The 20,451-nt window shown below is 69.5% G+C and carries 18 protein-coding genes and 2 pseudogenes; 9 read left to right on the top strand and 11 right to left on the bottom strand.

All coding sequences use genetic code 11. The annotated features are described in order from the left end of the window. Positions 1-287 (bottom strand): annotated as a pseudogene (locus tag JJ683_RS14700) (hypothetical protein); the annotation flags it as partial. Between the two features lie 310 nt (positions 288-597). Between JJ683_RS14700 and JJ683_RS14695 the strand changes: the two are divergent. Beyond that, a complete protein-coding gene (locus tag JJ683_RS14695; protein WP_200175207.1) occupies positions 598-1,704 on the top strand; it encodes a glycerophosphodiester phosphodiesterase family protein in 1,107 nt (368 codons plus the stop codon). Between the two features lie 57 nt (positions 1,705-1,761). Here the strand turns inward: JJ683_RS14695 and JJ683_RS14690 are convergent, their stop codons facing one another. The 3 genes from JJ683_RS14690 to JJ683_RS14680 all read right to left on the bottom strand — a co-directional run bounded on the left by JJ683_RS14690 (position 1,762) and on the right by JJ683_RS14680 (position 4,727). After that, positions 1,762-2,292: a sugar phosphate isomerase/epimerase family protein gene (locus JJ683_RS14690; protein ID WP_307810956.1), complete on the bottom strand. Its 531-nt coding sequence runs from the start codon at positions 2,290-2,292 to the stop codon at positions 1,762-1,764. A 224-nt stretch (positions 2,293-2,516) separates the two neighbouring features. Further along, positions 2,517-2,999: a helix-turn-helix domain-containing protein gene (locus JJ683_RS19785; protein ID WP_200175203.1), complete on the bottom strand. Its 483-nt coding sequence runs from the start codon at positions 2,997-2,999 to the stop codon at positions 2,517-2,519. 84 nt (positions 3,000-3,083) lie between these two features. Then, entirely contained in the window at positions 3,084-4,727 is a 1,644-nt protein-coding gene (locus tag JJ683_RS14680) for an alkaline phosphatase D family protein (protein ID WP_200175202.1), read from the bottom strand. Between the two features lie 97 nt (positions 4,728-4,824). Here JJ683_RS14680 and JJ683_RS19185 point away from each other — a divergent pair. The 3 genes and pseudogenes from JJ683_RS19185 to JJ683_RS14670 form a co-directional block, all read left to right on the top strand. Then, positions 4,825-5,024, top strand: a pseudogene (locus tag JJ683_RS19185) (choline oxidase); the annotation flags it as partial. 308 nt (positions 5,025-5,332) lie between these two features. After that, on the top strand, positions 5,333-5,722 hold the full coding sequence (locus tag JJ683_RS14675) for a BlaI/MecI/CopY family transcriptional regulator (protein ID WP_372435310.1): 390 nt from the start codon (positions 5,333-5,335) through the stop codon (positions 5,720-5,722). Further along, complete coding sequence (locus JJ683_RS14670) at positions 5,719-6,684, top strand: M56 family metallopeptidase (protein WP_200175200.1); 966 nt, start codon at positions 5,719-5,721, stop codon at positions 6,682-6,684. The genes JJ683_RS14675 and JJ683_RS14670 overlap by 4 nt, the downstream gene beginning before the upstream one ends. 76 nt (positions 6,685-6,760) lie before the next feature. Here the strand turns inward: JJ683_RS14670 and JJ683_RS14665 are convergent, their stop codons facing one another. Continuing rightward, positions 6,761-7,195: a hypothetical protein gene (locus JJ683_RS14665; RefSeq protein WP_372435311.1), complete on the bottom strand. Its 435-nt coding sequence runs from the start codon at positions 7,193-7,195 to the stop codon at positions 6,761-6,763. A gap of 241 nt (positions 7,196-7,436) precedes the next feature. On the opposite strand from JJ683_RS14665, the gene JJ683_RS14660 reads away from it, so the two are divergent. Further along, entirely contained in the window at positions 7,437-8,243 is an 807-nt protein-coding gene (locus JJ683_RS14660; protein WP_200175199.1) for a DsbA family protein, read from the top strand. 321 nt (positions 8,244-8,564) lie between these two features. Here the strand turns inward: JJ683_RS14660 and JJ683_RS14655 are convergent, their stop codons facing one another. Together JJ683_RS14655 and JJ683_RS14650 are read right to left on the bottom strand one after the other, a co-directional pair. Continuing rightward, positions 8,565-8,948 (bottom strand): FKBP-type peptidyl-prolyl cis-trans isomerase, encoded by a 384-nt coding sequence (locus tag JJ683_RS14655; protein WP_200175197.1) that lies wholly within the window; start codon positions 8,946-8,948, stop codon positions 8,565-8,567. A 100-nt stretch (positions 8,949-9,048) separates the two neighbouring features. Continuing rightward, positions 9,049-10,350 carry a citrate synthase gene (locus JJ683_RS14650; protein WP_200175196.1) on the bottom strand — a complete coding sequence of 434 codons (1,302 nt, stop codon included), beginning with the start codon at positions 10,348-10,350 and terminating at the stop codon, positions 9,049-9,051. 425 nt (positions 10,351-10,775) lie between these two features. Between JJ683_RS14650 and JJ683_RS14645 the strand changes: the two genes are divergently transcribed. The 3 genes from JJ683_RS14645 to sepH all read left to right on the top strand — a co-directional run bounded on the left by JJ683_RS14645 (position 10,776) and on the right by sepH (position 14,343). Beyond that, positions 10,776-11,909, top strand: a complete 1,134-nt coding sequence (locus JJ683_RS14645) for a citrate synthase 2 (RefSeq protein WP_200175195.1) — start codon at positions 10,776-10,778, stop codon at positions 11,907-11,909. 44 nt (positions 11,910-11,953) lie between these two features. Next, positions 11,954-13,078, top strand: a complete 1,125-nt coding sequence (serC, locus tag JJ683_RS14640; protein ID WP_200175194.1) for a phosphoserine transaminase — start codon at positions 11,954-11,956, stop codon at positions 13,076-13,078. A 248-nt stretch (positions 13,079-13,326) separates the two neighbouring features. Then, the gene (gene sepH, locus JJ683_RS14635; protein ID WP_200175193.1) at positions 13,327-14,343 is read left to right on the top strand and encodes a septation protein SepH; all 1,017 of its coding nucleotides are present in this window, start codon (positions 13,327-13,329) and stop codon (positions 14,341-14,343) included. 129 nt (positions 14,344-14,472) lie between these two features. Here sepH and JJ683_RS14630 read toward each other — a convergent pair whose 3' ends face one another. Continuing rightward, positions 14,473-15,621, bottom strand: coding sequence for an acyl-CoA dehydrogenase family protein (locus JJ683_RS14630; protein ID WP_200175192.1), 1,149 nt, complete (start codon positions 15,619-15,621; stop codon positions 14,473-14,475). Between the two features lie 149 nt (positions 15,622-15,770). Between JJ683_RS14630 and JJ683_RS14625 the strand changes: the two genes are divergently transcribed. Further along, positions 15,771-17,522, top strand: a complete 1,752-nt coding sequence (locus tag JJ683_RS14625) for an HNH endonuclease signature motif containing protein (RefSeq protein ID WP_200175191.1) — start codon at positions 15,771-15,773, stop codon at positions 17,520-17,522. Between the two features lie 70 nt (positions 17,523-17,592). Here the strand turns inward: JJ683_RS14625 and JJ683_RS14620 are convergent, their stop codons facing one another. From JJ683_RS14620 to JJ683_RS14610, 3 genes are all read right to left on the bottom strand, one after another. After that, positions 17,593-17,943 (bottom strand): DUF2537 domain-containing protein, encoded by a 351-nt coding sequence (locus JJ683_RS14620; protein ID WP_200175189.1) that lies wholly within the window; start codon positions 17,941-17,943, stop codon positions 17,593-17,595. Continuing rightward, complete coding sequence (locus JJ683_RS14615; RefSeq protein ID WP_200175187.1) at positions 17,940-18,773, bottom strand: TrmH family RNA methyltransferase; 834 nt, start codon at positions 18,771-18,773, stop codon at positions 17,940-17,942. The genes JJ683_RS14620 and JJ683_RS14615 overlap by 4 nt, the downstream gene beginning before the upstream one ends. Positions 18,774-18,890: 117 nt before the next feature. Then, positions 18,891-20,408, bottom strand: coding sequence for an NCS2 family permease (locus JJ683_RS14610; RefSeq protein WP_200175185.1), 1,518 nt, complete (start codon positions 20,406-20,408; stop codon positions 18,891-18,893). Between the last annotated feature and the right edge of the window lie 43 nt (positions 20,409-20,451).

Here is a 20,451-nt window from a genome sequence, read left to right as displayed (position 1 = left end):
GGAGGCGCGGGCGGCGGCGGTGCCATCGCGGCGCGCACGTCGCCGGCCAGGTAGGCCTGGTTCGCCGCGTCGGCGCGGGCGGCCGTCGCCGCGTCCTGTTCGCGGATCCTCGCCGCGCGCACGCGCAACGGCCCGATCACCGCATACCAGCCGAGCGCGCCCGCCAGCACCAGCGAGACGACGGCCGCGCCGGCCTCCCCGTCCAAGCCCAGGTCCACGACGCCCACGAGGAACACGGCGGCGAAGAGCCCCGCGACCACCCGCAGGTATGGGTGCGACACGCGCATCGTCTGCCTCCGATTCTGTCGCCGAGAAGCAGTCGGACAGCCATCTGAAGGCCTTCCGGTCTCTCTCGCTCGGAGCCGAGTCTCGCACAGGCCTCCGACACTTTCCTCCGGTGTGACGGCATTGCGACCGGTGAGCGGACGCGCGGGCGTGCAGCGATCAGGCCGCTGGCATGCGACGCGGCGACGGGCCGTCGAGCACCGGGTGAACCCTTTGAGCACTCGCCGCACATGTCCCGCCGGGCACCCGCGCCGCGGCTACCGTCGGCGTCGGCACCCCGGACGGGGTGTCTTCGCATGTGAAAGGAACTTCATGTCGCACACTCGACGTTCAGGTGCGCATCGTCTGCGGCTACCGGTCCGTGGCGCCGCCCTGATCGCTTGCTCGATCGCCGTCGGAGCACTCGCCACCACGGTCGCACAGGCATCCCCTGCCCAGCACTCAGGGCTGCTCGGATCGCTCGGCACAGGATCGCTGTCCGATGGCCCGGACGGCGGACCGGACGCGGACGCGAACCTTCCGGACGGTTTCGATCTGCAGGCCCACCGCGGCGGCCTGGGCGAGACCACGGAGGAATCCCGTCGGGCGTTCGAGAAGGCCGTGGAGCTCGGCGTCACCACGCTGGAGCTCGACATCGGCATCAGCGCGGACGGGGTGCCGGTGGTGTGGCACGATCCGGTGATCTCCGCGAAGAAGTGCCGTGACACCGCGCCCGCGGCCGACGGTGACCCGATGTTCCCCTACATCGGCGACGCCCTCCACGACCTCACGTGGGATCAACTTCAGACCCTTTCCTGCGACGTGCCGCTGCCGAACCACCCGGATGCGGAGGTGGTCGAAGGCAACACGCTCATCCGGCTCCGCGACGTGTTCGCCGTCGTGCAGGAGCGGAACGCGGACGTGCACTTCAACATCGAGACGAAGATCGAAGCGGACCGGCCCGGACTCACCGCCTCGCCGCAGGAGTTCGTCGACACCATCCTCTCCGCGGTGCGCGACGCAGGCGTCACCGACAAGGTGATGATCCAGAGCTTCGATTGGCGGTCGCTACCGCTGGTGCGCGCGGCGGAGCCGTCGATCCCGCTGGTGATGCTGTGGAACGACTCCAACTGGTTCTCCGGATCCGAGTGGACCGGCCCCGTGGACTACGACGCGGTGGACGGGGACGTCCTCGCGGCCGCGGACGCTCTCGGCGTCGAGGTCCTGTCCCCATCGCACACGCTTGTCGACGCGCCGCTCATCGCCGCCGCGCACGACGCCGGCTACCGCGTCGTGCCCTGGACCGTCGACGACGCCGCCCGCTTGGGCGAGCTCATCGACCTCGGCGTCGACGGCCTCATCACCGATTACCCCACCCGCCTGCGCGCCGTCATGGCCGAGCGGGGGATGGCGCTGCCGGAGGCATTCCCCGCGCAGTGAGCGCGTGGCCGGTGAGCGCGTGCCTACGGTCTTCGGCCCCGAAGCGTGTGCACGCGCTTACCGGTGGGCGGGCGCGCACACGCGGGTGGTCTCCGCCAGGTGCGCCACCGTCCGGTCCGGGTCGCCGGGCTCGTCCGGGAAGATCTCGAGGCTGAACACCGCCTCCGGCGCCGCCTGCCGCATTGCCCGCGCGATAGCGGCGAGCGGCGCCTCGCCCTCCCCCAGCGGCAACCGCCTCTTCATGGGCACGTATTCCTCGCCGGGTGCGGGCGTGCGGCGGTCGCTGAGCTGCGCCTCGACGACGTGGCACTCAGCGAGGCCCGCGATGTCGCCGAGCGCGCCGCCGTTGCGGAGAAAGTGCCAGCTGTCGAAGAGCACGCCCGCGTTGGGCCGCGCTGCCCGGCGGGCGATGCCGAGCGCTGCGGCCAGGTCGGGGATGCCGGTGCCCGGGATGAACTCGAGTGCCACGGCAAGGCCGATCCGGGCGGCGGCGTCGTCGAACCTCCCACGCCACGCGGGGGCGTCGCCGGCCGCCGCGAAGTACTGGCGGGGCCGTCGATGCTCGCAGAGTTCGTGCCTCCCATGGATGGCAACCTATGCGGTGGCCGCGCAACCCGTTTCCGTCGACACGATTGCGGGCCCCTCGTCACCGGAACCCGGCGCCGGATGCACCCTGGGCGTTCAGCCGCGCAGAATCCCGTGCGCGATGTATCCACGCAGGCGGGGCACGTGCTCACGAGGGTGTTCCAGATGATCGTCGTGTCTGTCGTTCTCGGCGTAGAGGTGAGCCATCCGCGGGCGCATCCCGACTATCAAGCGCCATGGCTGCCCCGGGAACTCCTCGACCTTCGTCGGCCACCATCAGATCGCGACCGCCTCGCCGTGTATCGAACGGTTCCGACCGGCCAGGCCGCCCTCGGAGACGACGTCCACCCGGACCCCGAGAGCGCCTCCGTCATGCCCACGAGGTCGAACAGGCACGCGTCGTCGTCGAACCGCACGAGCAGATCCAGATCCGAGAACGCCGTGTCCTCCCCGCGTGCGACGGAACCGAACGCGCGCGGATCGTGCGCTTTGCGCTCCGCGGCGAGCCGGCGGGTCTCCCGTCGGTGTTCGGAGAGCAGCCTGCCTGGACGCGGTCGGCAGGCTGCCCGGATACGGCTCTTCGTCGACGCCCCTGGAATCCGTGCGCCCGACTCGTAGGTGGAGATGTTCGGTTGCGACATGCCGACCTTGGCGGCGAGTTCCGACTGCGATAGCCCCGCCGGCTCACGAAGCGCACGAATCTCGTTCACACCTGAGACCTACACGCGTGTAGGGGTGTGGGCTCTCACGCACGTCCACGGCACTGCGTCACCGTCGGGGGCTCCACTGTGCCCTCACGCGCGCACGTCGATCTCCGGCTTCCCGTCGGGCACAGTGATCGTGGCCCGGGTGCGCACCGGCCGGCCGGGCACGGTCACCTTGTCGGTCACCTTCAGCTGTGCCTGCCACCGGTCCGGCCGCAGTTCGCAGAGCACGTACCCGCGCTGGGCGCTGCCGAACTTCATCGCAGGATTGTTCGCGAGGAACTCCTCGTTCGCCTTGTCGCTGTCCTCGCCGTCCTTGCCGGAGGCGATGGATGTGCCCGCCATCTCCACGCCGACGGCCGGCGAGGCGTCGTCGCGGTAGTCGCGCCGCAGTTCGGAGACGGTGGTGCGGTGGATGTCGCCCACCATCGAGACGAGGTTGCGCACTCCGCGGTCCCGCGCACCGTCGAGGATGCGGTGGCGCGACGCCTCGTACCCGCCCCACTGGTCCATGCTGACCTTGCGCTTGCCGTCCCGGATCCGCGGCAGGTCGGTGATGACCGTCTGGTGCGCCAGGAAGTTCCAGCGGGCGTCCGACCGGTCGAACCCGTCGAGGATCCACTGCTCCTGCTCCCCGCCGGTGATAGTCCGCCCCGCGTCGGCGGTGACCCTGTCCTGCACGTGCTGGCCGTCGCCGTGCGCCTGGTCGCTGCGGTACTGACGGGTGTCGAGCACGGAGAACGACGCCAGGTTCCCGTATTCGTAGCGCCGGTACAGGCGCATGTCCGGCCCCGACGGGGGCAGCACCCGGGTGGGCGTGTGCTCCCACCACGCCCGGAACGCCTGCGCGCGCCGCTCCAGGAACGCTCGCGGGTCCGCGTCCTCGTCCTGCGAGATCTTCGACGCCCAGTTGTTGTCCACCTCGTGGTCATCGATCGTGTGGATCCACGGCGCCGCGCGATGCGCGCTCTGCAGGTGCTCGTCGCTCTTGAACAGGCCGTAGCGGAGCCGGTAGTCCTGCAGCGTCGTCGTCTCGCGCCGTACCTCCGGGCTGAGTCCGCCGAGGGGACGCACGGAGTCCTCCGGCAGGTCGTACTCGTAGATGTAGTCGCCCAGGTGGAACACCACGTCCAAGTCCTGCTCCGCCATATCCGCGTACGCCGTGTAATAGCCCTGATACCAGGCTTGGCAGGACGCCCAGGCGAAGGCCATCGCACCCACGTCGGCCCCCGCCGCGGGCGCCGTCCGCGTGCGCCCGACAGGAGAGACCTGCCCCAACGCCCGGAACCGGTAGAAGTAGCGCCGCCACGGTTCGAGCCCTCGCACGTCGACGTGCACGGAGTGCGCCGCGGCCGGCAGTGCCACGTCGCTGCCGCGGGCCACGACGTCGCGGAAACGCTCGTCGCGGGCCACCTCCCAGTCCACCGGCACCGGCACCGGCGGCACCCCGCCGCCCGGCACCAGCGGATCGGTCGTCACGCGCGTCCACAGGATCACCGAATCCGGCAGCGGATCGCCCGACGCCACGCCGAGCGCGAACGGGCTGCTGCCGCCGCCGAGGCTCCCTGCGCTGCCCAGCGAACCGGCCGCAGGAGCGGCCGCGGCGTCGGGTCCGGACAGCATCGCGGGGGTGAACGCCGCCGCGCCCACCAGGGCGCTCCATGTGAGGAAACTGCGGCGCGTGGTGCCGCCGGCGACGGAACGGTCGGACAGGGAGATCTCGGGTTTGCTCATGTTCCAGGAGTCAAGCCGCCCGACTTCACCGGGACACGGACCCGCACGGAAGCGGAAGCGACGTTCCGATGAATTCCTGCGCAGCCCTGCCGGCGCGCTGATCGAGGCGGGCCCCAGCAACGTAGGCGACGACGCGGCCCTGCAGCTCACCCAATGGCCGGCGTTGCTCGAATCCGGCTACGACTGGCACTGCCTCATCGAATGCAGGAGCACGGCAACTCGTTCAAGCGGCACGCACGCGCCATGGTCCTCGGCGGCGTATCGTCCTGCATCTCGCGCATCGCGTTCCGAACCCCTGGCCTGGGCTCGCGCCTGCAGGACCATCCCGAGGGTGACATCAAGTGGGACGCGCGCAATCGCTGCGGTGGCGGGCTAGCCGGGCGGCACGACACGGCACGATGCGACGCGGCCAGAGGTGACGCGGCCAGTGGTGCAGCATCGCACGCTCGCGGCGCAGACCGGGGCACGGCGCGCCCCCGTCGAGTGGCCCGGCGACGCTAGACTGACGCGGAACAGACCTATCGACCAGGAGTACGAATGCCGGATCACGGGCGCGGACACCGGGCGTCGCGGCAAAGTACCGCGACGGACGTGGCGAGGCCGTCATGATGAGGTTGGGTGGACTCGAATCCGCCGTGATGCAGGTCCTGTGGGCCTCGTCCGAGCCGTTACGGGTGCGTCAGGTGCTCGAGCGCCTCGAGGCGCCGCGCTCCCACGCCTACACCACGGTGATGACAGTGCTCGACAATCTGCACGGCAAGGGGATGGCGGACCGGACCCGCGACGGCCGCGCCTACCTCTACCATGCTGCCAAGTCACGCCCACAGTACGGTGCCGAGATGCTTCGCGAGGTGCTGTCCTCCAGCGGCGACCCGGAGAACGTCCTGTTGCACTTCGCCCAGTCGGCCTCAGACGAAGAGTCGGCATTCCTGCGCAGTGCGCTGCGCAAAGCCGCCCGCACGTGGCCGTCCGACACGGGACGGCCTGCCACGTGATCGTCGCACTCGGCCTGCTGATCGCCACGCTCGTCGTGGGTTTCGGCGCGCCCCGGTACCTTTCCGTCACCGTCGCGCCGGGCCTGCACCCGCGCCTGGCGCTGGCCGCCTGGACGTCGTCGATGACTCTGGTTCTGGCCGCCCTGATCGCCGCGCCGGTGTCGATGATGACCAAGCCCGGGCGCACCACCTTCGGTGCCGCCCACATGTGCCTGCAGCGATTGCGCGAAGACGGCTCGCTGCCATGGCTGCCCGCGGCGCAGCTTGCAGCGACGGCGGCGCTCGGCGGGCTCGTGCTGTTCGTGGCGGTCGCCGTGGCGCGCCGCCTTCGTGCACGGCGCGCGTCCGCGCGCAGGCTCCTGTTCGAGGTGGACCTGCTCGCACGTGACCGCACCGCGCACCGCGGGTTCCCCGTACTGTGGATCGACGCCGAAGAACCGGTCTGCTACAGCGTGGGCGGGGCGGCGCCGACGATCATCGCGAGTGAGCATATCGGCCGATTGCCCGCTGCGGAGCGCGTCGCCGTCCTCGACCACGAGGCGGCGCACCTGCTCGGGCGACATCATGCGCTGGTGGCGTTGGCGGAGGCCACGGCGGCGGCGCTGCCGTTCATCCCGTTGTTCGCGCGGGCACCGGACGCCGTCCGTACTCTTGTCGAGTTCTCCGCAGACAATCGTGCAGCGCAAAGCAACGGTGCCGGCACCGTCGGTGCCGCGCTCCTCACCGTGCACGAGTTCGCAGCGGGCGCGCCCCACTCCCCGCCGGTCGCCGGACTGGCACTGTCGCGGGACGCGGTGGCGGCGCGCCTATGCTGGCTCGGCGCCTGCCCCGATCGCGGCCGGCGCCGCTGGGCGGCCGCGGACTACCCGCTGGCTGTCACCGTCGCCGTCGTACCAGTGGTCCTGTCCGTTGCAACGGCACTCCTCGCGGCAGGCATCGTGTGCCTGCGCCTGAACACCTGACCGGCCCTGACGTGTGAGCTGACACGGCCCGCCGCATATTCGTACGGCGGGCAGGCCACCGCACGAATGCTGAGGGTCAGGCGGCGCAAGCCGGACCACAGTCCCTCCGGCGCCACCTGAACACCACGGCGCACAGCAGCAGGGCCAATGACACGACGGCGAGGAATGGCTGCATCGGCGCCCATACTCCGAGCGCACCGGACGTTCCGATCGCGAACAGCACCAGTTTGTTGCACACCGGGCAACCGACTGCGAACATCGCCAGCGCGGCCCCGCCGAACGCGCCCGCGCTCCCCCTGTCGACCCCTCCGCGCGGGTCCGTCCTGCTGTCCGGCAAAACCCTGATACCGAACCACATCGCCGTGAGCGCACAGGTGGCGGCGAGCACCGGATACTCCCACCACCGAACCGGGATCTCGCGGGAAAACCACGGGTTGGCGATGATGTCGGTCGGCACGCCGATCACCGCTGCAGTAGCGATGGCGCCGACGACGGCGGGAAGCCATCGCACCGGGTTCTCCCCGGCCGCCCTGTCGCCTACCCTGCCCTCACCGTTCACTCGGTTTGCTGCGCGGACGCCCACCGCATGCGCCGCCGACGAGTCCTCCTGCACTCCGCACCACCTTTCAGTCGACTCGGCGGGATGTCTTCAGCCAACTATGCAAGATAGTAGTCGACTACATACTATGCATCTTAGTAGTTCGGTCCCAGGAGGGGACTGACCCGACGACGCGACTCTGGACGGAGCATCGATGGACCCGCAGCTGAATAACGATCCTGACGGCCGCAATGCACGGGAGCCCCGTCCGAGCGCCCGTGCCGGATCCACGCGACGACGAATCGAGTTCGCCGCGTTCGCCGTGGTCGTCGTCATCGCCGTGGTCCTGGGTGTCGTGTTGTTCACCGGGCGGAGCGACGACGCCGCCACTGCACCAGAGACGGGGCCCGCATCGATCTCGGATGAGGACCGGGCCTCCGCGGACGGCGGGATCGGCCCGCTGGGCGACCTGGCGCGGAGGACCACGGGCGACCCGCTCGCGATAGGCGCCGTCGACGCGCCGGTCGTCCTGGTGGAGTTCGCGGACTACCGCTGCCCGTTCTGCGCGAAGTTCAGCCAGGATATCGAGCCGAAACTGATCGACAAGTACGTCGAAAACGGGCAGCTGCGCATCGAATGGCGGGATCTGCCCATCTACGGCGAGGACTCCGCGCGTGCGGCACGCGCCGGGAGGGCTGCGGCCGCGCAGGGCCGCTTCTGGGAGTTCAATTCCACCCTGTACGCCGACGCGCCCGAGTCCGGCCACCCGGAGATGAGCCCGGAGAAGCTGCGCGGGTATGCCGTCGCCGCCGGTGTACCCGACATCGACCGGTTCATGGAGCAGATGAACAGCGACGACTTCGAGGCACTGCTGCACGTCGACACGATGACCGCGCAACGGCTCGGCATCCCCGCGACCCCGGCGTTCTCCATCAACGGCCACCCTGTCCTCGGCGCGCAGCCGATAGACACCTTCACCTCGATGATCGACAAGCTCCTGGCCGAGCAGGAGAACGGGTGACGCCATAGATCGGGCCGCCAGGTGATGTTTTCGCACTGGGCAAGGCGCTCCCCCTGTTCCTGCCGGCGCTCCTGCGGGACCGATTCGACCTGGGGAACCCGTCGTGCCCCGCGGGGCCGGCAGATCGGTATAGGGCCGCTGCGCACGCACACCACTGCGCTGGTTTCGGGTCTGTTGTTCCTCGGGATCGGCGTGCTGTGCCTGCGCACCGCCGGCGCCCCCGGCGGACCATCGGCGAGCGCGAGCACGAATAGACGATGACTGCCGGCCCGTTTTCTCGGAGCCGACGGCCATCGAACGGATCCAACGATCCGGTGAAGCCTAGTCCGACTGCTCTTCCTCGGGTGTTCTGACACCCAGCAGGTCGATGACGAACACCAACGCCCGGCCGGAGAGTTGATGGCCGGCGCCCGCAGGACCGTAGGCCATCTCCGGCGGGATGGTCAGCTGCCGGCGGCCGCCCACCTGCATTCCCGGGATCCCTTCCTGCCAGCCCTTGATGAGCCCGCGCAGCGGGAAGCGGATCGACTCGCCGCGGCTCCAGGACGAGTCGAACTCCTCGCCCGAGTCGTACTCGACACCCACATAGTGGACGTCGACGATATCGCCGGCCTGGGCCTCCGGGCCGTCGCCCACGATGATGTCCTCGACGACCAAGTCGTTCGGCGGGGGCCCCTCCGGGTACTCGACCACTGGCTTGGTCATTGCGTCCACCTCTCGTCGTCGACGCTGCGACGTGTCTCGTTGCTGCTGGGTGTGCGGGAGCCTGCCGGCATCCCGGCGCGCCTTTTCACGCGGCTCCGGGCTACGACCGCTGCGACAGGTCCACGTAGTCGCGCGCCGTGTGACCGGTGTAGATCTGACGGGGGCGGCCGATCTTGGTTGCCGGGTCGTTGTGCATCTCCCGCCAGTGCGCGATCCAGCCGGGCAGCCGGCCCAGCGCGAACAGTACGGTGAACATGCGCGGCGGGAAGCCCATCGCCCGGTAGATCAGACCGGTGTAGAAGTCGACATTGGGGTACAACTTGCGCTCGATGAAGTAGTCGTCGTTCAGCGCGACCTCCTCGAGGCCCTTCGCGATGCCGAGCAGCTCGTCGTCGGGCGCGAGCTTGTCGAGGATCTTGTCCGCGGTCTGCTTGACGATGGCCGCGCGCGGATCGTAGTTCTTGTAGACACGGTGGCCGAAACCCATGAGCTTCACGCCGTCTTCCTTGTTCTTCACGCGGCGCATGAAGTCCTTCGTGTCCCCGCCCGCGGCGTGGATCTCGTCGAGCATCTCGAGAACCGCCTGGTTGGCACCACCGTGCAGCGGACCCCAGAGTGCGTTGATCCCACCGGAGATCGAGGTGAACAGGTTCGCATTGGACGAGCCGACCAGGCGCACCGTCGACGTCGAGCAGTTCTGCTCATGGTCGGCGTGCAGGACCAGCAGCATGTCCAGGGCCGCCGCGATCTCCGGGTCGAGGTCATAGGGCTCCGCGGGCAGACCGAAGGTCATCCGCAGGAAGTTCTCCACCAGGCCCATCGAGTTGTCCGGGTACAGGAACGGCTGGCCGACCGACTTCTTGAAGGCGTAGGCGGCGATGGTGGGAAGCTTGGCCAGCAGGCGGATCGTCGACAGCTCGACTTGCTCGGGATCGCTGGGGTCAAGCGAGTCCTGATAGTAGGCGGAGAGCGCGTTCACGGCGCTGGAGACCACCGGCATGGGATGCGCATTGCGCGGGAAGCCGTCGAAGAACCGCTTGAGGTCCTCGTGCAGCAGCGTGTGCCGGCGGATCTGTTCGGTGAAAGTCTCGAGCTGAGAGGCGGACGGCAACTCGCCGTAAATCAGCAGATAGCTGACCTCGATGAAGGTGGAGTTCTGCGCAAGCTGCTCGATCGGGTACCCGCGGTAGCGGAGGATGCCGTTGCCGCCGTCGATGTAGGTGATCGCCGACGAGCACGACGCGGTATTGACGAACCCGGCGTCCAGCGTGACGTAGCCGGTGTCCGCCAGCAGTGAGCCGAGCGCGACGCCGTCGTTGCCCTCGGCCGCACGCACAACGCCGAGGGGCTGCTCACCGCCCGGATAGCTGAGTACGGCTTTCTGGTCATTCTCAGCAGACACAGAACATCCCTCTCCGATTGGTGACTCAGTAACGTGGAAGTCCTTGGCCCGGATAACCCCTGTTGGAGCATCGGTTCCTGCCACAGAATCTAGTCACCCTCCGGTGGCGGCGCCCAATCAGGTCCGCGACCGGCCCTCTGTTCCACGCAGGCCGATCCCGTGACCTGCGCACTTTCCGCCAGCCTACCGTGACGAGGTCCAATGCAAGCTACTCGCCGGTACCGGACGCCGCACGCCCGCGCCGCCGCATGGCGTCCCACGTCGGCTCGTCGCTCGCCCCGGACGACATCCGGCCTGTGTCGTGCGTCATACTCGTGGGTAACGGCCGTGACCCGACCGTCGCACCGGCTGTCCGCGCGGCACCGTCCCCGGGAAGGGGCCGCGCAGCCCGACATCCGCGCAAACGTAGATCCAGGAGCGTCACCATGCCTATCGCAGCCGACCTCCCCGAGGGCTTCGCCGAGGGCCTCGAGGGAGTCACCGCCTTCACCACGGAGATCGCCGAGCCGGACAAGGACGGCGGCCATCTGCGGTACCGGGGCGTCGACATCGAGGACCTCGTCTCTCACGAGGTCACCTTCGGGCACGCGTGGGCACTGCTGGTCGATGGCCGGTTCGGGCCGGGCCTCCCTCCGGCCGAGCCGTTCCCGCTGCCCATCCACACCGGAAACGTCCGCGTCGACGTCCAGGCGGGCCTGGCGATGCTCGCGCCGATCTGGGGTTTCGACCCCCTGCTCGACACCACCGACGAGGCCGCGCGCGAGCAACTCGCGCGCGCATCGGTGATGGCACTGTCCTACGTTGCCCAGTCGGCCCGCGGGATCTACCAGCCGGCCGTACCGCAAACGGTGATCGACGAGTGCTCGACGATCACCGAACGGTTCATGGTGCGCTGGAAGGGCGAGCCGGATCCGCGCCACGTCCGCGCCGTCGACGCGTACTGGGTGTCCGCCGCCGAACACGGCATGAACGCGTCCACCTTCACCGCCCGGGTGATCGCCTCGACGGGCGCCGACGTGGCCGCATCGCTCTCCGGCGCGGTGGGCGCCATGTCCGGCCCGCTGCACGGCGGCGCCCCGGCCCGGGTGCTGCCGATGATCGAGGAGACTGAGCGCTCCGACGACCCCCGCGGGCTCGTGAAGACAATCCTGGACGGCGGTGAACGGCTGATGGGGTTCGGCCACCGCGTCTACCGGGCCGAGGACCCGCGCGCACGCGTACTGCGGGCCACCGCCAAGGAGCTCGACGCGCCCCGCTACGAGGCCGCGGCGGCATTGGAACAGGCGGCCCTGGCCGAGCTGCGGGAGCGCCGCCCGGACCGCGCCATCGCCACCAACGTGGAGTTCTGGGCCGCGGTGATGCTCGACTTCGCCGAGGTGCCGCCGCAGATGATGCCCGCCATGTTCACCTGTGCGCGCACGGCCGGCTGGTGTGCGCACATCATGGAGCAGAAGCGGCTGGGCAAGCTTGTACGCCCCTCCGCTCTATACGTGGGCCCCGGCCCGCGCGAGCCCGAGTCCGTCGACGGCTGGAGCGAGGTGTTCGGGAGCGCGGGCTAAACTCGGTCCCCGTACGGACCCCGACAACGAGGATGCTGCGACTCATGGCCGACCCCACCGCCCTGATCATTCCGGACGATCTCAAGCCCGCAGACGGCCGATTCGGCTGCGGACCGTCCAAGGTCCGCCCGGAGCAGCTGCACACGCTCGTCGAGGTGGGCGCCTCGGTCATGGGCACCAGCCACCGCAAGGCCCCGGTCAAGGACGTCGTGGCCCGCATTCGGTCCGGGCTGCATGAGCTGTTCTCGCTGCCCGACGGCTACGAGGTGGTCCTGGGCAACGGCGGCTCCACCGCGTTCTGGGACGCCGCGGCCTTCGGCCTGATCCGCGAGCGCTCGCTGCACCTGAGTTACGGCGAGTTCAGCTCCAAGTTCGCCAAGGTTGCGGCGGGCAACCCGTTCATCGGCGACCCGATCGTGATCGAGGCGGACTTCGGCTCGGCACCGGCACCCACCGCCGATCCGTCCGCAGACCTGATCGCCTGGGCGCACAACGAGACCTCCACCGGCGTCGCGGTGCCCGTCCAGCGCCCGGAGGGGGCGGGCGAGGCGCTCGTCGCCATCGACGCGACCTCCGGCGCCGGCGGCCTCCCCGTCGACATCACCCAGGCCGACGTCTACTACTTCGCACCGCAGAAGTCCTTCGCCGCGGACGGCGGCCTGTGGATCGCGATCATGAGCCCCGCCGCCCTCGCCCGCGTCGAGGAAATCAAGGCGTCCGGCCGCTGGACGCCCGAGTTCCTGTCGCTCCCGGTGGCCGTGGACAACAGCCGCAAGGACCAGACATACAACACGCCGGCCCTGGCGACGTTGCTGCTGCTGGCAGACCAGATCGAGTGGATGAACGCCGGCGGGGGGCTGGCCTGGACGGCAGCGCGGACCGCAGATTCGTCGTCACGCCTGTACTCGTGGGCCGAGGCCAGCGCGTTCGCGACACCGTACGTCACCGACACGGCCTTGCGGTCGCAGGTGGTGGGCACCATCGACTTCAACGACGACGTCGATGCCGCCACCGTGGCGAAGGTGCTGCGCGCCAACGGGATCGTCGACACCGAGTCCTACCGGAAGCTCGGGCGCAACCAGCTCCGCATCGGCATGTTCCCGGCCATCGACCCGGACGACGTCAAGCGGTTGACGCAGTGCATCGACTGGGTCGCCGCCCGACTCTGACACCGCTGACGGCCGGGCGGAGCCCGTTATCAGCGCTCCGCCCGGCCGTTTCCCGGCCAGCAGGCGCCCCCTGGGCATCACCCACCCCACCCCGCACATTCGTCACGTATGCCACATTCGGGTACGTTGGACTCTCCGATAACTTGCGCCGCAAGCAAAGGCAAGGACCCCGGCGCGTGTCCTCCCCGCGCAGCGGTCTCGACTCGGTTACGCTCGCCTTACCGGAAGCTGCCACAGGAGGTCTACGCGTGCGAGAACTTCAAGTGATCGGCATGGATGCGGGCGGCAAGAACGTCCTCCTCCAGGTGAAGGGCTCCGAGGACCGCTTTTCCGTCCCCGCGGACGACCGTCTCCGCGCCGCCGCCCGCGGCGACCTCAGCCGCCTGGGCCAGATCGAGGTGGAGTCGAGCAGCCAGTTGCGTCCACGCGAAATCCAGGCGCGTGTCCGCGCCGGCGCCTCGGTGGAGGAGGTGGCGGAACTCGCAGGCATCCCGGAATCCCGAGTCGAGCGTTTCGCCCATCCGGTGCTACTCGAGCGCGGCAACGCCGCGGACATGGGCCGCAAGGGGCACCCGGTACGGTGCGACGGCCCCGCTGTGCAGACCCTCGAGGAGATCGTCGCCATCGTCTTCCGCGCCCGCGGGCTGGATCCTGAGGCCGGCGAATGGGACGCCTGGCGCACTGTGGACGGCGAATGGGTGGTGCAGCTGTCGTGGTGGGCGGGCAAGTCCCGCAATGCCGCACACTGGCGCCTGTACAAGGACGGCCTCACCGGTACGCTCAACGCTCTCGACGATGCCGCGACCGAGCTGCTGGACCCCGATGTGAACCGTCCGCTGCGCCCCATCGCCGCCGTACCGGAGCCCACGCACGTATCGCACGTCGGGATTCACGGCCCCGAGGTCGCTGTGCCGGAACATGCCCCGGATACGACGGCGGAAGCCGAGCCCGCCGCGTCCGCCACCGACGCTATTCCGGGTGCCGCCGCCGACGCGCCGGAGGACGGCCCCGAATCCGCGCCCGATACGGGACAGCGCACAGAGCAGGATGGCGGTAGCGCGGAGCACGCTTCCCACCCCAGCGCCGAGCAGGCCGGCGACCGCGAGGCCCGGGCCGAGTCCGATCCGCCTCTCGACGAGGCCCCTGAGGACGCGCTCATTCCGCACCCGAGCCCGCACACGCGCGGCAAGGCACGCAAGCACAAGCCGACGATGCCGTCCTGGGAGGACGTCCTGCTGGGCGTCCGCAGCAACGCCAACGGCTGAGGACGCCGGTAGCGGCGAAACCCGGGAGACCGTTCGGGTCCGCCGCCTCAGCATCCGGCCTCCGATACCGAGGTGGTGTCCGGTATCGGAGGCCGGAGTCAGCCACCGGACCGGGCCACCACGGTGGTATCAGACGTCGAGCGACCGGCCGATGATCTCCTTCATGATTTCGCTGGTTCCGCCGTAGATCCGGGTCACACGCGCATCGGCGTAGGCGCGGGCGATCGGGTATTCCAACATGAATCCGTACCCGCCGAACAGCTGCAGGCAACGGTCCACCGTGCGCCCCTGCAGCTCGGTGCACCACAATTTGGCCATGGAGGCATCGACCGCGCTCAGCTCATCGGCGTTGAGCGACAGCACCGCCTGATCCGCATAGTGCTGCGCCACCTCGACCTCGGTGGCGATCTGCGCCAGGGCGTGTCGCGTCGTGGGCAACGCGCCCACCGCGTCGCCGAACACCTTGCGCTCGCGGACGTACTCCTTGGTCCAGTCGAACGCGGCGCGGGCCGCGGCGACCCCTGCGACGCCGATCGACAGCCGCTCCTGCGGCAGATTCTGCATCAGGTAGGCGAAACCCTTGCCCTCCTCCCCCAGCAGGTTCGACGCAGGCACCCGCACGTCGTCGAAGAACAGCTCTGCGGTGTCCTGCGAATGCAGGCCGAGCTTGGCCAGGTTACGGCCGCGCTCGAAGCCCGCCATCCCGCGCTCGACCACGATGAGGCTGAGCCCCTTGTGCTTCTGGCTCGGGTCCGTCTTGGCCGCGACGATCACCAGATCCGAGTTGATGCCGTTGGTGATGAAGGTCTTCGAGCCGTTGAGCACGTACTCGTCGCCATCGCGGATGGCGGTGGTCGCGATGTTCGCGAGGTCCGAGCCCACCCCCGGCTCCGTCATCGCGATGGCGGTGATGATCTCTCCTGCGGCGACTCCGGGCAGCCAGCGCTGCTTCTGCTCGTCGTCGGCTATGGAGAGCAGGTAGGGAAGGCAGATGTCGTTGTGCAGCGTGAGACCCAGGCCGGCGGCACCCGCGCCCGCGTAGGCGAACTCCTCGCCGATGATCATGTTGAAACGGAAATCGGGGACCCCCCCGCCGCCGAACTCCTCCGGCACGGCCATACCGAGGAACCCTGCGGCGCCCGCCTCGGTGAAGAGCGCCCGCGGCACGATCTGGGCCGACTCCCACTCGTCTATCCGGTCCGCGACGTTGCGGGAGATGAATGTGCGCACGCTGTCGCGGAACGCATCGTGATCTGTGTCGAAAATTGTCCGGCGCATACCCAGTGAGGTTAGTCGCCGACCCGCGCGCCCCGCAGCAGCGGCACCGTGCTCGACAGGTTCTGCCACCCCGGATCAAGAACGTACATTCTATTGCTTGCACTCGAACGTTTGTTCGTATACCTTGGCGTACGAGCCGAGGGGGCGGAATGGAACGGTTTGCGGGGGACTCTGCGGACGACCACAGGGCGGACAACGACAGGGCGGACAACGACACCGCGGGCGGTCGCGCGATGACGGCCGGCCTGTGGCGGCGCTCGGATGCGGATCTGCTCGGGGCGATCACGGACGACGCACAGGCGATGCACCGCACCGAGATCTCCTCGCTGTGCAAGATCGCCGAGCTCGCGACCCGCGACTCGGCCCCAGGGCAGTTCACCAACATCGTCGATCACCTGACCTCCCAGAGCACGCTCACTATCGCGAAGGCCCGCACCGTGGTCACCTTCGCCATGCGCATGAACGAGCGCCCGCGGATTTTCGCCGCGGTCCGCCGTGGCGAGATCACGAAGGATGCCGCGACGATGATCGTGAAGTTCCTCGACGATCCGCCTCAGGCGATGCCTGCCGACGCGATCGACCGCACCGAGAAGGTGCTCATCGACTACGCGCGCAACGCCGGCCACAACAGGCTCGCCGCGATGATCGACGGCATCCGTGACCACTACACCGCACCGCCGCAGGGCGGGGACGGCGATGCCGGTGACGGTGGTTCCGGCGACTGCGACTCGGACGGCGGCGGCTCCGCCGGTGACGGCGCAGTATCGGGCGCACAGGCATTCGGCCAGAACCGGCCGCAGAGCCGCGGCGCCGACGACACCGAGCGCAGTTCCCTGTTCGTCTCGCGCACGCTCGGCAACCGTTACGCGGTCCGCGGGGATCTGGATTCCGAAACCGGTGAGCGCCTGGTCACCGCACTCTCGCCGTTGTCGGCGCCGCGGCCGGAGCCGGACGGCACACACGACCGCCGCACTGCGGCCAAGCGCCGCGCCGACGGGCTCGCCGAGTTCCTGCGGCGCCACTCCCAGTGCGATGGGGCTGCAACGGACTGGCCCGACTCCCGACGCACCGCCGCCGCCCCGGAAACGGACGCCGAATCCGGAGCGGGCCACGTCCCCGGCTCGCCCGAGAGCGCGGGCGCTGATGCCGGTGGGGCCCGGCACACTGCAGCCGCGTGGCCCGCTACCGGACCCACCGGCAGGAGTCGCGGTACCGGAACACGTCGCAGCGCCGGCCGCGCGGGCACCCCCGGGTGCGGGCAGCCCTCGGCCTCTCCCCACGACTTGGGCGGCGGCGCAGGCACCGGCACGACGCTGAGCCTGCACATCGGTCTGCGCGACCTGGCCGACACCGACGACGACGCGGCCACCCGGGCCGGGCTCATCGCCGACGGCCGGTTCGAGGAGGTCTTCGACAACCTGCCGCACGGCATGACCGACTGGTTCGCCAATGTGACGGTGGGCGCGGCGCGACGGCTCGCGTGCGATGCGGCGATCACGCCGATCGGCGTGGACGGCCGCGGCATGCCGCTCAACGTGGGCCGCGCCCGGCGCCTGGCGAGTCGGGCCCAGCGCCGCGCACTGGCGGCCCGTGACCACGGATGCGCGTTCCCGCGGTGCGACCGCCCGCCCGCCTGGTGCGTAGCCCACCACGTGTGGCATTGGGCCGACGGCGGCCCCACAGACTTGGACAACCTCGTCAGCCTGTGCACCGAACATCACCGTGCCGTCCACCACCACGGATGGACCGTCGCGGTCGACGCGGTCGAGGGTATGCCGCGGTTCCTGCCTCCGGCGCACGTACGGTCGTCGTCCCAGTGGGTCAGTCCCGACGGTGAGCCGCTCGAGCCGCCGCGCACCGCAGACCGGACACCGTGCCGGTCGCGCACCTCCGTCACTTGAGGCCGGCCCCTCACCGCAGCGGTGGTGCCGCCGCGATGACACTCGCCCCTACGTCACTGCAGGACCAGAGCTACAGGGCGAGAACAGCCAGCGCGGCCCACCCGAGGATCGCGCCCGGCACGCCGCCCCACACGATCCAGCGCACCGTCGTGGCATCCCGCCACCGACGGACGGCGGGAACGGCCCCGCCCGCCACCACGACGTTGACGACGATCGCCAGCCACGGGGATACGGCGGTCAACCCCAGTCCGGCGACAGCCACGAACACCGCGGTCCAGGCGGCCATCATGGTCGACGCCACGATCCCGACGGCCGGATACCGCGGCGCCGCGGCCGTGCCGCCCCGCCAGTCCGCCGAGCCGTGATTCACCGGTGTGTCGTGCGGGCGCTCGTGGACCATCTCCCCGGCCTCCCCCGTCATCTCACGTCGGCCATCTGCATGCTTCGCAGCCGCTCATAGAACGCGACCGCCGCCGCCGTGGCGACGTTGAGGGAATCCGTCCCCGGTGCCATCGGGATGCGGGCCCGCGCATCGCACGCGTTCATGGTGTGTTTGCGCAACCCGGGCCCCTCAGCCCCCACGAGCATGGCCACGCGGTCCGCCGGCCCGCGATCGTGGAGCACCTCGCCCAGCAGGGGGGCCTCCGGATCCGGAGTCAATGCGACCACGGTGAACCCGTGCGACCGCAGCTCGCCGATTCCCGCCGGCCATTCCGGAATGTGCGTGAACGGCAGGCGCAGCACGTGCCCCATCGACACCCGCACCGCGCGCCGGTAGAGCGGGTCCGCGCATCGTGCACCGAAGACGACAGCGTCGACCCCCAGCCCCGTCGCATTGCGGAACATCGAGCCGATGTTCTCGTGATCATTCACCCCCTCGAGCGCCACGACCGTCCGCGCTCCATCGAGCACCGTGTCGAGATCCGGCTCAGGGGCCCGGCGCGCGGCGGCGAGCACTCCTCTGTTGAGGTGGAACCCGATGCACTCGTCCATGACTTCGGTGGGCACCCGGTAGAAGGGGACGTCGGCCGCTTCGAGGTCGCTGTCCAGCTCCTGCAGCCGCTTGTCCACTCCAAGCAATGAATGCGGCGCGAACCTCGATGCGAGCATCCGCTGCACCACCAGGACGCCCTCGGCGATCACCAGTCCCTTGCCCCCAGGCAGGTCCGGCCGCCGGTCCGAGGAATTCAGGTTGCGATAGTCGTCGATCCGCGGATCGTCGACGTCGGTGATGTCGATGACGTTGACCACCGCACCATTGTTCCGCAGCCGCAGGCCCGGGCGACGCCCGCCCCGGGGCCGCGTGCCCGCCCCGGCCGCGTGCCCGCCCTGGTCGTTCCATGCCCGATCACGCAGATCGGTCCCCGCTCAGGTCACGGCGTCCGTGATCGGGCCGACCGCGAAGTAGGCGACGAACGCGATCGCCACCAGCCACATCAAAGGATGGGTGTTGCGCGCCTTGCCCGTCGCCGCGGCCAGCACCACCCACGTGATGAAGCCGACCCCGATCCCGTTCGCGATCGAGTAGGTGAACGGCATCGTCACGATGGTGAGGAATGCGGGCAGCGCTACGTCGAACCGGCCGAAGTCGATGTCCTTGATCTGGCTCATCATCATGGCGCCGACCACCACCAGTGCGGGCGCCGCGGCCTCCAGCGGAACCACCTCGTAGAGAGGCGTCAGGAACATCGCGGCGATGAACAGCAGTCCGGTCACGATATTCGCTAGCCCTGTTCGGGCGCCGTCGGCGATTCCCGACGCCGAGTCGACGAAGACCGTGTTCGACGACGCGGAGCCGACGCCGCCCGCGATGGCCCCCGTCCCCTCGACGATCAGCGCTTTCCCCATGCCGGGCAGGGTGCCGTCCTTGTCGGCCAGGCTCGCCTCCTTGCCCAACCCCGTCATCGTCCCCATGGCGTCGAAGAAGTTGGCGAGAACCAGCGTGAACACCAGCAGCGACGCCGAGAGCACACCGATACGCGCGAAAGCGCCGAAGCTGAATTCCCCCACCAGGCTCAGATCGGGCAGGCCGGCCAGCGTGCCGGGGATGTCCGGAACCGACATGCTCCAGCCCTTGGGATCGGTGCCCGCAGAGGGTCCGATGTGCCAGATCTGCTCGACGACGAAGGCGAGGACCGTGGTGACGACGATGCCGATCAGCAATCCGCCGCGCACCTTGCGGGCGACGAGCACACCCATCAGCAGCAGCCCGAAGACGAACAGTGCGGTCGGCCAGGACGCGATCGACCCGTTGATGCCCAGTCCCACCGGAACCGTGGTGTTGGCCGAGTCCGGAATGCGCCGCACGAATCCCGCATCCACCAGGCCGATGAACGCGATGAACAGGCCGATGCCCACGGCGATCGACGACTTGAGCTGCGCGGGGATCGCATTGAACACGGAGGTCCGGAACCCGGTGGCGGCGAGGATGACGATGATGATGCCGTCGATGACGACCAGACCCATCGCCTCCGGCCAGGTGACCTTCGGGACGATGGAGACCGCCAGCAACGTGTTGATGCCAAGCCCTGCCGCGAAGCCGAACGGATACTTGGCGATGAGCCCGAACGCGATGGTCATCACGCCCGCCACCAGTGCCGTCACCGCGGCCACCTGCCCGACCGGCAGGATGTTGCCGAGCACGTCCTTGTGCGCCGCCGCGTCGTCCTCGCTGAAACTTCCGAGGATCAGCGGGTTGAGCACGATGATGTACGCCATGGTGACGAAGGTGACGACGCCGCCGCGGATCTCACGCGTGTAGGTGGAGCCGCGTTCGGAGATCTTGAAGAAGGCGTCGACGGCGGGCAGCCGGCTCGGAGGTGCCTGCGCGGCGCCGGTGCCGGATTCCGTCGCGGGCCCCGCCTGCGCTGCGTTGTCGTCTGCCATGAAGAGCAGGATAAGTTACCGGACGTCCGATACCGCCACGAAA

Origin of the sequence: Tomitella cavernea (genome assembly GCF_016599145.1) — a bacterium.
Taxonomy (GTDB): Bacteria; Actinomycetota; Actinomycetes; order Mycobacteriales; family Mycobacteriaceae; genus Tomitella; species Tomitella cavernae.
The sequence above is the reverse complement of the archived record's forward strand: the minus strand, read 5'-3'. Positions and strand labels throughout refer to the sequence as shown.